This window comes from uncultured Caballeronia sp. (assembly GCF_964243625.1).
In the GTDB taxonomy this organism is placed as follows: domain Bacteria; phylum Pseudomonadota; class Gammaproteobacteria; order Burkholderiales; family Burkholderiaceae; genus Caballeronia.
On record NZ_CAXTGZ010000150.1, the window covers coordinates 1 to 12,099 of the forward strand.

The following is a 12,099-nucleotide window of genomic DNA, read 5'->3' on the forward strand; positions in this document are numbered from 1 at the left end:
GCTCGCGGGCGGGGGCGTTGCGTTTCTCACGGACTTCTCGATTGGCGACGATGTTGCCGAGGGACGGCTGGTGCGTTTGCTGCCGGAGTGGTCAGGGGCACCCGCGGGGATTCATGCGGTGTTTCCATCGGCGCGGCAACCGGTGCCGAAGGTGCGCGTGTTCATCGATGCGTTGAAGGCTCATCTTGCGGGCGGCGTTGACGTTGTATAGTCCGGAGCAGCGTCATCACATCACAGGAGCTTCGCCATGCCGTCCTCACCCCGTCGCGCGTTGATCGTCATAGATGTTCAAAACGAATACGTCTCCGGCAATCTGCTGATCGAATACCCGGACGTCAATGTATCGCTCGCAAACATAGGCCGTGCAATCGACGCTGCTAACCGCCATCACGTGCCCGTGGTCCTGATCCAGAACATCGCGCCTGAAACGTCGCCTTTGTTCGCGCGTGGATCGGCCGGAGCTGCACTGCACGACGTGGTGAGTTCCCGGCCGCACGCGCAGGTGATCGAGAAAGCGTTGCCGAGCGCGTTCGCCGGAACGAGTCTGGGCGACTGGTTGAAGACGCACGAAATCGATACGCTCGTAATCGCTGGCTATATGACGCAAAACTGCGATGACTCCACGGTGAAGCACGCGGTACACGCGGGTATGTCGGTCGAGTTTCTCGTCGATGCCACCGGTTCCGTGCCTTATGAGAATCGGGCGGGCTATGCAAGCGCCGAAGAGATCCATCGCGTGTTCACGGTCGTGATGCAATCGCGCTTTGCCGCAGTGCTGTCAACCGACGAATGGATTGGCGTGCTCGAAAGTGGCGCTGCGCCAGTGCGCGACAACATCTACACGTCGAACCAGAAAGCACGGGCTCGCGGCTAACGTTTATTTCTCGCTCATCCACCATTTCGCCCTGGAGAAAAAATGAGACGTTTTCTTGTAGCTGCCACTTTAAGCGTGCTCGCCACAAGCGCCTTTGCGGATGCAAATAGCGAGACCTGTCAGCAGAAGCAGGACAGGATCAACCAGCAGATCGAATACGCGCAGGCGCACAACAATACTGCGCAACTAAAAGGTTTGCAGACGGCGCTGGATCAGGCCAAACAAAACTGTTCTGATGCTTCACTGGAAAAGCGGCGTCAAAGCCGGATAACGAACGCACAGGCCAAAGTCAATTCACGGGAAGCCGAACTGAAAAAGGCGCAGGACAAAGGCGACGGATCAAAGAAGATCGCTTCGCGACAGCGCAAGCTGGATCAGGCACGTGAAGAACTCAAGCAGGCTCAGGAGCCAGTTGGTCCCTGATTAAAAAGAGAGCGTCCGGCTTTTCGACGGGCGCTCTTAAGTTTTCATGAGCGTTGATAACGTCGAGACGATCTCGCCGAATAGCGGCCGGTCGTCGGTCTTTTCGCTCAGACATCTGTTTTTCAATTCGATCAGCGAAGGGTCGACAGCGTCGCATCGATCGATCAGTTCTTCCAGCAGGCATCCATAAGCCCTCACTTCCAGGCGCTGCAGCGATTGAGCGTGCGGGCCTTGCGGCGAATAAAACGAAGCTGCGCCAAAGTCGCCCAGCAGCGCGCGACTCTCACCGCAATGCAGGATGTTGTGTGCGTAAAGGTCGCCGTGCATGATTCCTTTCGCATGCAAATGACATGCAGCCGATGCAATGCCGTAGGCCATGTTCAACGCGGCCCATCGCGTGAAGCGGACGTCGTCGGCGTACACATCGCGAGTGCAGGAATCAAGGCTTGGCGGACCCGCGAGATTACGGAACTCGGGATCGATCAGCGTCAGCACGAGCGCATCGGAGCCTTGCGGATGCGCGCGTACCTTCCCAAGTACCGAAATCAGATTCCCATGCTCACCCGCATTGATGCATGCCGCCATTTCGCAATGAGGCAATCCATCGCTGGTTACAGCGCCCTTGAACAATTTGACTGCAACCGGTTGAGCAGCACCATCGTTCGTGGAATACGATGCACGATAGATCACGCCGGAAGCGCCTTCACCCAGGACATGTTCAAGCGTCAGGTCGCTCCATTCGACAGGGTTGATCGGCGTGTGGATCAGTGCGTCCGCTTCCAGCGTTTCGCTTAGCGGATTGCCCGCATAAGCGAGCCACGACAAGCGCGGCATGGACGTGAGCCACGCAGGCAGTTCGTCGAGCTGATTCGCGGCGAGCCGCAGCAGTTCGAGGCTCGAACAAGCAGCAAGCGCGGACGGCAGCGTCCGCAAGCGATTACCCGCCAGCATCAGCTTCTGAAGCTTCGTGCAGTTTCCTATCTCGGGCGGCAGCATTTCAACGTGGTTGTCGGTGAGGATCAGCCAGCGAAGAGTTGCCGGCAACGATGTACCCGCCACCCTGGCGATTTGGTTCGCCTTGAACCCGATCATGCTCAACTGCTGACACTTGCCGAGTACTTCGGGCAACTCGGTGAACCGGTTGTTCGAGCAGAAGATGATGCGCAGCTTGGCAAGCCGCGGAAGATCGTCCGGAAGCGACGACAACGCATTACCAGACAAGTCGAGTGATTCGAGTGTATCGGCGAGGTTGAAGATTTCGCGCGGAAACTCGGTCAGGCCACACGACATTGTCAATTGCCGCGTGCCTGCCGGTAGTCCGGCGCGTAGTTGTGCGAGCGTGGTGATCACAATGCGAGATCCGAGGTTGATGCCGTTCTTGTATTGCGGGATTCTACGGGGAAACGCTGAAGCGAACCGGCGTCAGGAATCCGCAGCAAGAATTTCGATCACAAAGTCGATAAACGCACGCACCTTCGCCGCCGGTAAATGCCGTGACGGATACAGCGCGTAAAGCGCAAACGCCTCGCCGGTCCATTCGGGCAGCAATTGCACGAGCCGGCCTTTATCGATGAGATCCTGCACGCCACTCGCCTTCAGTCGCGCGATGCCCGCGCCCGCGAGGCATGCGCCGAGCAGCGTGCCGGCGTCGTTCAAAAGCAGACGTCCCGATGTCTTCGCCGGAACAGTCTTCCGGCCCGATTTGTATTCCCATTCCATCGGTTCGCCCGTCAGCGAATTGCGCATCTGGATGCACGCGTGATCGATCAAGTCAGCGGGCGTTTCCGGCCGGCCATGCTTCCTGATGTATGACGGCGCAGCAACGGTCACGGTGCGTGTCTCCAGCAACTTGCGGGCAACCAGTGACGACGATGGCGGTTGTCCGAAGCGAACGGCAATATCGAATCCGTCGGCAACCAGGTCGCCGAGCTGGTCACGTGTAACCAGTTCAAGCGACAGTTCGGGATAGCGCTCAAGGAATCCGGCGAGATGCACCGCAAGCATGCGTCGCGAAAAATACGCATCCACGTTCACACGCAAGCGCCCCTGCACGGCGGCGGACGCGCCAGCGGTCATGGTGACGGCGTCGCCAATGCCCGCAAGCAGCGGTCCTATCTCTTCGTAAAGCCGGCGGCCTTCGTCCGTCAGCATCACCGAACGTGTGGTCCGGTCAAGCAAGCGCACGCCTATGCTCGTCTCCAGTCGCCCGACCGCGCGGCTGACACCGGACGGCGATAAACCCAGCGCGTCTGCCGCGCGCGCAAAACTTCCGCCTTCGACAATTGCGGCAAGGACGCTGATATTGGCAAGCGTACGTCCATCGAAGCTCATGATTTATCCGGTTTTTAATTCGTGCTGAAAGGTCACTAATGAAGTGACACGAGGGCGATTCCCTCAATGATCGCGCACCCTTATGATGCACTCAATCGCAGACTATTCAAAAGGGAGTTCACCATGTACGCAATTACTGGCATCAGCGGCAAGGTCGGAGGCGCGCTTGCTCGGACGTTGTTATCGAAGGGTCTTCCGGTTCGCGCAATCGTGCGCGACCCGGGCAAAGCGCAGCACTGGGCATCGCAAGGATGCGAAAGCGCGCTCGCCGACATGGAAGACGTGGCCGCGTTGACGGCGGCGTTCAGAGGCGCGGACGGCGTATTCATTCTGCCGCCGTCGAACTTCGATCCGTCGCCGGGCTTTCCCGAGGCGCGTGTCGTGATCGATGCCGTCAAGGCTGCGCTGGAAGCCGCGAGACCGCGCAAGGTGGTGTGTCTTTCGACTATCGGCGCGCAGGCGAGCCAGTCGAATCTGCTCACGCAGCGCTCGTTGATGGAACACGCGTTGAGCCAGCTTTCCATGCCTGTGACGTTCCTCAGGCCCGGCTGGTTCATGGAAAACTCGGCGTGGGACGTAGCGTCTGCGCGCGATGAAGGCATCGTGCGAAGCTTCTTGCAGCCGCTCGATAAACCCGTGGCAATGATTGCCACAGCGGACGTGGGACGCGTGGCCGCGGAGCTGCTGCAACAGGACTGGACGGGAACGCGGGTCGTGGAGCTGGAAGGGCCGCATCGCGTGAGTCCGAACGACATTGCCGCAGCATTTGCAAAAATCTTCGGACGCGATGTCCGTGCTGAAGCCGTGCTGCGCGAAACATGGGGCGCGCTTTTCAGGTCGCAGGGCATGAACGATCCGATGCCGCGCATCCAGATGCTCGATGGCTTCAACGAAGGCTGGATCGAGTTCGAAGGCGCCCCGATCAAAGGCGAAGTGAAGCTGGAAACGGTCTTGCGCGAGCTTGTGCAAGCTGCGGCGGGATGATCAACTGGAAGTGGTTTCCCTCGCCATATCGATGAAAGCACGCAGCGCCGGCGACGTCCTTCGCTGGCGCGGGTAATACAACATGAAGCCCGGGTAATACGGGCACCAGTCCTCCAGCACGGCAACCAGACGGCCTTGATCGATGAGATCGCCAACGATCGCTTCCATGGAGAACCCGATGCCGATGCCATCCAGCGCGGCCTGCAATGTCCGCTCGAGCGTGCTTACCGTCACGCGGCCTTTGACATCGATCTCCAGCCGCGTGCCGTCCTTTTCGAATTCCCACTTATAAAGCCTGCCGCTTGGAAACCGGTGACGGATGCAATTGTGGCCGAGCAGATCGTTCGGATGATGCAGCGGCGGGCGTCCTTCCAGGTAATCCGGCGTTGCAATCGCAAGACCGCGCTGCGCCGGGCCGATCGGGACCGCGACCATGTCTTCGGGGATGGACTCCTGAAAACGGATGCCGGCGTCGAAACCGAGGCCGACGATATCGGCGAGGCTGTCATCTTCAACAATCTCCAGGGCAATGTCCGGATAAGCCGTCAGAAAGCGCGCCATGAGCGGCGCGACCACCAGCCGCGCCGCCACGTGCGACATGTTGAGGCGCAGCGTGCCGGTCGGCGTCGCGCGGAAGTTGTTCATCTCCTCCAAGGCGTCGCCGAGATCGTGCAGCACCGGTTGAAGACGTTCCAGCAGACGCTGACCGGCGTCGGTCAGCGCGACGCTGCGCGTGGTGCGGTTGATCAGGTTCACGCCCAGTCTTTCTTCCAGTCCGCGAATGGCGTAGCTGATCGCCGACGTGGACAGCCCCAGTTCGGCGCCGGCCTTGCGGAAGCTGCCGTGGCGCGCGACGGCAGCGAACGCGGACAAGTGCGAGAGGTTATCGGTAAGCATTGTGCAGGATTATTCAATGATTCATGCGGAAACTCAAGCTTGCGCACCACAAGCTGAGTGCCTATTGTGCATGTACGTTCAACAAAGCCACATAAGGACACCATGTTTCAAGCCCGAGGATATGCCGTTCATAGCGCCACCACGCCGCTCGTTCCTTTCAGTTTTACGCGCCGCGATACGGGGCCGAACGACGTTCGCATAGAAATCCTGTATGCCGGTATTTGTCATTCGGACCTGCATCAGGCGCGCAACGACTGGAGCAACTCGTTATATCCGATGGTGCCGGGACACGAAATCGTGGGACGCGTGGTCGAGGTCGGCAGCGATGTCCAGAAGTTCAAGGTCGGCGATTACGCGGGGGTGGGGTGCCTAGTCGATTCATGCCGGCAATGTTCGGCGTGCCGCGAGAACCTCGAACAGTATTGCGAGGAAGGCCCCACACCGACTTATAACGGGAAGGAACGCGGCAGCGAACAACTGACCTTCGGCGGTTATTCCGATCAGATCGTGGTGGAAGAGCGTTTCGTGGTGAAGGTGGCTGCGAACCTCGACTTGAAAGCGGTCGCGCCGTTATTGTGCGCGGGGATCACGACTTATTCGCCGCTGCGTCACTGGAAGGTGGGGCCGGGTCAGAAAGTTGGCGTGATCGGACTTGGCGGACTCGGACATATGGGCGTCAAGTTTGCGAAGGCGCTCGGTGCGCACGTGGTCATGATTACGACTTCACCGGGTAAAGGTCAGGACGCGGCGCGTCTTGGCGCTGACGAAGTGCTGATCTCGACCGATGCCGCCCAGTTGGCTGCGCATGCCGGCAGCTTCGATTTCCTGCTCGACACCATTCCGGTTGGGCACGACCTCAACCCCTACATGGCGCTGCTCAAGCGCGACCGGACCATGGCGTTGGTCGGCGTATTGACCGACACGGAGCCGCTTGCGGGCGTGAGTGTCATTATCGGGCGCAAGTCGGTGGCGGGCTCGGCAATTGGAGGCTTGGCTGAGACGCAGGAGATGATGGATTTCTGCGCCGAGCACGGCATTGTCAGCGACGTGGAAGTCGTGCAGATCCAGAGCGTCAACGAAGCGTATGAGCGCTTGTTGAAGAACGACGTGAAGTATAGATTCGTGATCGATATGGCTTCGCTCGCGGACGCTTGAATATAAGCATGAACAGACGACCGTAGGCACGCATGCAAAGGCCACGCACACGCGTGGCCTTTGTTTTTTTCGTTGCGCGTGATAGCTCTGCCCTTAATGCGCCCGCCCAGACCCCATTCCGCCTTATCCCACCGGTTCCCCCAGATTCAACATCAACCGGTTCGCCCATGCAAAAATGGCGATGGAATGAATCAGGTCGAAGATCTCATCGTCGTTCAGGCCAACGTCGCGCAGCGCCTTCAACTGAGCCGGCTCGACCTCGCCCGGCCTGAGCGTCAAATCGATCGATGCCAGCACGATCGCCTTCTCGCGCGGCGTGGTCCCTGCGGTGACAGGATCGTTGAACACCTGCTCGATCACATCATCGCGTTTGGCCAATTGCTCGAACCGCTGCGCATGCACCGAAGCGCAATACACGCAGCCATTGATGCGCGATACCACCGTCGACGCCAGTTCGCGTTCAGCGCGCGGCAATCCGCCGGGCGCGTACATGATCGCGTTGAACGCGGCCGAACGCTGCCGCAAAATCTCAGGCTGATGCACGAGGAACAGGTAGTAGTCGGACTCCTTCGCCTTCGGATGGCTTTCTTCGAGCACGGCAATTTGTTCGGCCGATGCATCGGCGAGTTGCACGACGTCCAGCCACGCGTCCCATCCGAGCACGCGATTGGTAAAGCCATGTGCTTCGATCAGACGGGTCATGCGGCCTCCGTGGCATTCAGCGCCTGCAGCGCGCGCAATCCGGCAGTCAGGCGAATTTGATAGGAGAGGAACGCGATCAGTTGCGCGAGCGCGACCACGGCCGGCGTCGGGATGCCCGCAGCGGGAAGGCGTTCGAGCGCGGCCTTGTCGCCCTCGATGGGCGATTCGATCAGCGTGCGCGTGAAGACCAGCATTGCATGCAGCCGCGGTTCTTGTGTGACGATGGAACCCTGCGCGATCTGGTTGATCAAGGCGCGGTCCGCATCGATCGATGCAAGCCGTTCCGCGTAATGCGCGCCCAGTGCCGAAGCATTCGATAACGTGCACGCGTACAACGCCACGAACAAGCGATCACTCAGCAGTAGATCCGGCAGCGCCGGATCGAACAGCGCTTCGTAGCTGCGCTGGGTGGCATCGGCAACTTTCTCGCGTTTGTGCCTTATGGCATGGGTCGGCGTGCCCGGCGTGAGACCCGCAATCCGGTCGACAATATCCGTATCTGTCATGCTTGGTCCTTTGAGAGAGTGCTTGTAGCAGCGTTGAGGAAATTCAGGACCGCGCGCCACGATGCTTCATCGGCGTGCGCGTTTGCTGCGGGCCGGCCACCGCCCGTGCTGATGCGTCCCGACACGGGATGCGCATACACGAGTTGGGTGGTCGGTACGTAAGGGAACACGATGGCGTGGCCGGCTTCATCGAAGTCGAGATGGTTGACCGGGTACGCATGCTTCTGCTGCTCCAGCGTGTCGACGACCATGCGCGAATAGTCGGACGATGGCCATGATCCGTCGTCAGCGGCGGAAAGCAGAAGCACGGGTCCATCGATCTGTTCCACGCGAATCCGCGCGCGTTCCACCGCCTCCTGATCGCGCAAGGCGGTGCGAATGGCGCGTTCATGGCGGTGCGGCGGCGGTCCGTCATCGAAAGGCTTCCAGCTTGCCGTGCGATTGTTTTCCCATAGATGCGGCAGCGGCTTGCCATCGATCAACCACGCCGGGCCTTCGCGGCCCGTTGCGGGATCCGCGGCGTTTTGCGCGCTGTGGACCACTGCGCCAGGCACATAACCGATCACCGCCTTGATCCGGTCTGGATAAGTCGCACCGAGCAACAACGCAAGTTCGCCGCCGCGCGATTGTCCGCTGACTGCAATGAAGCCATGTGCGGGCTGCAACTCGCGGCTGATCCAGTCGAGCGCGCGGCGGAAATATTCGAGCGGCGTGTTCGAGATGTAATCGGACAGTCCCGGCGTCTTGAAGTAGCCAAGCGCAAGAGCGGCATATCCACGCGATGCATACAGCGCACCGCGCGGCTCATTGACGCCGCCGCCCGAGCCATTCAGCACGAGCACGACCGGATGCGGTCCCGGCGTTGCTGGAACGAACAGAGTCCCAACGCAACCGTCCTCGCGCATCTCGCGTCGTTGAACGCCCGGTGCCATCAGGCGTTGTGTCAACACGGCTTCGTCCAGGCACTTTCCATCGGCGTCGAAAACTTCGACGCGCGTGGTCAGCGCGTCGCTTACATCCGCCGGGAACACCTCGCGCTTGCCGGTTTCAACGGGCGTTTGCGACCAGATCAGTCCCATCGGCGATACATCGCTGTAATCGCCTTCAACAGGTGCATCGCGCGAAAGGTCGATAACGCCATCCGCGTCCGCGCGATATACCGCGCGGCTCGTCCAGATCACGCCATCGCCGCGCGCAGTGTGCGTGCGCAACTCGGTCAACGTGTCCGCTTGCGAACCGCCAACCAGGATGCGGCGCGGGACGTCGATCAAGTCATCGGCTGGAGTGATCGTGATGTATGTCATGCCGGCCTCAATTGCCGATGCGCGTGACCATCATCGCGGTCGTCCGGTCGCTGACGGCCGGCGTCACCTTCAGCCCCTTCTTCGCGGCCCAGATGTTTTGATAATGGAAAAGCGGAATGATGCCCACGTCGTCACTCACCACCTTCACCGATCCGCGCAGGATCGCTTCGCGCTTGGCGGCGTCGAACTCGGCGGTCGCGGCATCGAGCGCGTGATCGACGGCGGGACTGCTATAGCGGCCCCAGTTCGATGAACCAATGCCCTTCTTTGCATCGACGGTGCCGAGGATGTTGACGAGCGCGTAGCTCGCTTCGCCCGTGCCGTTACCCCACGCGATCATGCTCATCGCGAACTCGTTTTTATTCGCCCGGCTTGCGTAAACCGCCCATGGCATGACCTCGACCTTCGTCTTCACGCCAATGCGCGTCCAGAATTGCGCGACGGCCTGCGCCGTTTCAGGTGCTTGCGGATAACGGTCGTTCGGCACGCTGAGCGTCAACTGGAAACCATCGGGGAAACCCGCTTCGGCAAGCAGCTTCTTCGCCTGGGCCGGATCGTTCACGATGTCCTTGACATCAGGGTTATAACCAAAGGTCTTCGCCGGCATCCACTGGTTCGCGACTGTCGCCGCGCCTTGAAGAATGCGATCGGTGATCGCGGGACGATTGATCGCAAGGGACAACGCGCGGCGCACGCGTACATCGAGGAGCGGGTTTTTCGGCAGGGGCTTGCCGGCGTTATCGGTGATATAGGGGCTCGGTCCTTCGCGGAAACTCGGTTGAAGTAGCAGGACGCGCAGGCCCGGATACGCGTAGACGGAAACCTTCGGCGATTGCTTCAGGCGCGGCAAATCGGAGACGGAGACTTTGTCGATCATGTCGACATCGCCTGACAACAGCGCCGCCGTCCGGGCCGCCGCGTTGCTGACGTAGCGATAGTTCACCGTGTCCCAGAGCGGCTTCGCGCCCCAGTATGCGTCGTTGCGTTTCATCACTACGCGGTCCCCGGGCGTGTATGAGACGAACTTGTAGGGTCCCGATCCGACCATCGCGCGGCCGGCGTTGTAGTCTTCACTCGATGACTTCTCGCCCACATGCTTGCTGACGATATGCACGGATGTCAGGTTCAGCGGCAGGTCGGGCGTCGGCGTGCTCGTCTTGATGACGAGCGTGTACGGATCGGGCGCGGTCACTGACGCGACGGTGCGCAGATAACCCGCAAAGGTCGCAATGGTGCCCGGCACATTGCGCGCGCGCTGGTAGGAGTAGATGACGTCATCAGCGGTGAACGGCGTACCGTCCTGCCACTTCACATCATGGCGCAGCTTGAATTCCCAGGTATCGTTACCCGTCGCTTTCCAGCTCGTGGCGAGTCCGGGTGCGAGCACGTTGTCGTGGTTTTCGACCAGCAAGTCCCAGAAGTGCAGATCAACGGAACGGTCGCCCGCGTAGTTGTTCAACTGCGGATCGAGCGATGACAACGGATCGGCGAACGCAATGTTGAGCGTCTGCGCGGATGTGGCCGAACTGAACAACGCCGCGCCGGCGAGGGTTACGCTCAGCGTGGAAAGGATCAGGCGATTCACGATGCAATTCCTTTTCTTGAAGTATGTTCTGGATTGAAGAATCATTGAGCGTCGTTCAGGTGACAGGCGCTGACGTGTTCGATGGCAATGCCGCGCAAGGTCGGGACTTCGGTCTTGCAGCGCGGCATTGCGTGCGGACATCGCGGATGGAAATGGCAACCGGATGGCGGCGCGAGCGGACTCGGCATTTCGCCGCGAATGGCGGTGAAGTGCTTCTTGCGCGCATCGATACGAGGAATTTCCGCAAGCAAGGTTTGCGTGTACGGATGGTTCGGACGCCGGAATATCTCTTCAACAGGCGCGCTTTCCACCACGCGACCGAGATACATGATCACCACGCGATCGGATAATTGTTCGACCACGCCAAGATCGTGGCTGATGAACAGATACGTGAGGTTCAACTGCTCGCGCAGGTCCATGAAGAGATTCAGGATCTGCGCTTGTATGGATACATCCAGCGCGGCTACGGCTTCGTCGCAGACGAGCATCGACGGATTGACGGCAAGCGCCCGCGCGATACCAATGCGCTGCCGCTGACCGCCGCTGAATTCATGCGGGTATCTGTCTGCCAGTGACGGATCGAGCCCCGCGCGTTTCAGTTGCGCAGCCACGTATGCGTCGAGATCGGCGCGTTCGACCATGCCGTGAATCAGCGGTGCTTCACCGACGATATCGCGCACCCGCCGCCTCGGATTCAGGCTCGAATACGGGTCCTGGAAAATCATCTGGATCGCAAGCCTGGCGGCACGCAATGCGTCGGGTGACATGGATTCGCGGTCGTGGCCGTCGACCAGCACATCGCCTTCCGTCGGCGCGATGAGGCCCGAGACGATCCGGCCGAGCGTCGATTTTCCGCAGCCCGATTCGCCGACAAGACCGACTACTTCGCCGGGCTGTATTGCGAGATCGACGTGATCGACTGCACGCGTGATTGCATGCGGCGCGAGGAGTTTGCGTTCACGCAGCCAGCGCGCTGCAGCGTTGTCGTCGCGTTCGCCAAAGCGCTGGCTGACACCGCGCAACTCGATGAGGCTCATGCTGTTGTCTCCGTGGGCACGTCGGCATGACGGCCCGGGTGGAAGCAGCGCACGAGATGCGTGCCATGTTCAGCGGCCTTCGCAGCAGGCGAGGGGCCGAGCGCCGGCGGCGTGGTGCAGATTGAAGTCGCACGCGTGCAGCGCGGCGCGAACGCGCAGCCCGGCGGCAATGAACGCAGGTCGGGCGTGATGCCCGCTATCTGCGTCAGCCTTCTGTGACGCGTGTTGAGGCTCGGCAAGCTGTCGATCAGACCTGCCGTGTAGGGATGCTGCGGATGATCGAGCACTGCATCGACGGTGC

The 12,099-nt window shown here is 60.4% G+C and carries 14 protein-coding genes; 5 read left to right on the forward strand and 9 right to left on the reverse strand.

Annotated elements, in window-relative coordinates; genetic code table 11:
• The 3 genes from ACFFAR_RS12670 to ACFFAR_RS12680 all read left to right on the forward strand — a co-directional run.
• The coding region (locus tag ACFFAR_RS12670; protein ID WP_375507954.1) for a LysR substrate-binding domain-containing protein at positions 1–211 on the forward strand (211 nt) is incomplete at its 5' end.
• A 36-nt stretch (positions 212–247) separates the two neighbouring features.
• Positions 248–874, forward strand: a complete 627-nt coding sequence (locus ACFFAR_RS12675) for a cysteine hydrolase family protein (RefSeq protein WP_062001111.1) — start codon at positions 248–250, stop codon at positions 872–874.
• 42 nt (positions 875–916) lie between these two features.
• Complete coding sequence (locus ACFFAR_RS12680; RefSeq protein WP_075360163.1) at positions 917–1,297, forward strand: DUF1090 domain-containing protein; 381 nt, start codon at positions 917–919, stop codon at positions 1,295–1,297.
• Between the two features lie 36 nt (positions 1,298–1,333).
• Here ACFFAR_RS12680 and ACFFAR_RS12685 read toward each other — a convergent pair whose 3' ends face one another.
• Positions 1,334–2,647 (reverse strand): protein kinase, encoded by a 1,314-nt coding sequence (locus ACFFAR_RS12685; RefSeq protein ID WP_174362379.1) that lies wholly within the window; start codon positions 2,645–2,647, stop codon positions 1,334–1,336.
• A 72-nt stretch (positions 2,648–2,719) separates the two neighbouring features.
• On the reverse strand, positions 2,720–3,628 hold the full coding sequence (locus tag ACFFAR_RS12690; RefSeq protein WP_174362380.1) for a LysR substrate-binding domain-containing protein: 909 nt from the start codon (positions 3,626–3,628) through the stop codon (positions 2,720–2,722).
• A 123-nt stretch (positions 3,629–3,751) separates the two neighbouring features.
• Between ACFFAR_RS12690 and ACFFAR_RS12695 the strand changes: the two genes are divergently transcribed.
• Positions 3,752–4,612, forward strand: coding sequence for an NmrA family NAD(P)-binding protein (locus ACFFAR_RS12695; protein ID WP_174362381.1), 861 nt, complete (start codon positions 3,752–3,754; stop codon positions 4,610–4,612).
• Here ACFFAR_RS12695 and ACFFAR_RS12700 read toward each other — a convergent pair whose 3' ends face one another.
• A complete protein-coding gene (locus tag ACFFAR_RS12700; RefSeq protein WP_174362382.1) occupies positions 4,613–5,509 on the reverse strand; it encodes a LysR substrate-binding domain-containing protein in 897 nt (298 codons plus the stop codon).
• A gap of 102 nt (positions 5,510–5,611) precedes the next feature.
• On the opposite strand from ACFFAR_RS12700, the gene ACFFAR_RS12705 reads away from it, so the two are divergent.
• Positions 5,612–6,664 carry an alcohol dehydrogenase catalytic domain-containing protein gene (locus ACFFAR_RS12705; protein ID WP_174362383.1) on the forward strand — a complete coding sequence of 351 codons (1,053 nt, stop codon included), beginning with the start codon at positions 5,612–5,614 and terminating at the stop codon, positions 6,662–6,664.
• A gap of 123 nt (positions 6,665–6,787) precedes the next feature.
• Here ACFFAR_RS12705 and ACFFAR_RS12710 read toward each other — a convergent pair whose 3' ends face one another.
• The 6 genes from ACFFAR_RS12710 to ACFFAR_RS12735 form a co-directional block, all read right to left on the reverse strand.
• Positions 6,788–7,366 carry a peroxidase-related enzyme gene (locus ACFFAR_RS12710; protein WP_174362384.1) on the reverse strand — a complete coding sequence of 193 codons (579 nt, stop codon included), beginning with the start codon at positions 7,364–7,366 and terminating at the stop codon, positions 6,788–6,790.
• Positions 7,363–7,872 carry a CMD domain-containing protein gene (locus ACFFAR_RS12715; protein WP_375507955.1) on the reverse strand — a complete coding sequence of 170 codons (510 nt, stop codon included), beginning with the start codon at positions 7,870–7,872 and terminating at the stop codon, positions 7,363–7,365. The genes ACFFAR_RS12710 and ACFFAR_RS12715 overlap by 4 nt, the downstream gene beginning before the upstream one ends.
• Positions 7,869–9,176 carry an acyl-CoA thioester hydrolase/BAAT C-terminal domain-containing protein gene (locus ACFFAR_RS12720; protein WP_375507956.1) on the reverse strand — a complete coding sequence of 436 codons (1,308 nt, stop codon included), beginning with the start codon at positions 9,174–9,176 and terminating at the stop codon, positions 7,869–7,871. Before ACFFAR_RS12720 ends, ACFFAR_RS12715 begins: the two co-directional genes overlap by 4 nt.
• Positions 9,177–9,183: 7 nt before the next feature.
• Positions 9,184–10,761, reverse strand: coding sequence for an ABC transporter substrate-binding protein (locus ACFFAR_RS12725; protein ID WP_174362385.1), 1,578 nt, complete (start codon positions 10,759–10,761; stop codon positions 9,184–9,186).
• A 41-nt stretch (positions 10,762–10,802) separates the two neighbouring features.
• Entirely contained in the window at positions 10,803–11,798 is a 996-nt protein-coding gene (locus ACFFAR_RS12730) for an oligopeptide/dipeptide ABC transporter ATP-binding protein (protein WP_174362386.1), read from the reverse strand.
• On the reverse strand, positions 11,795–12,099 hold a 305-nt coding region (locus tag ACFFAR_RS12735; protein ID WP_375507957.1), incomplete at its 5' end, for an oligopeptide/dipeptide ABC transporter ATP-binding protein. The genes ACFFAR_RS12730 and ACFFAR_RS12735, both read right to left, overlap by 4 nt.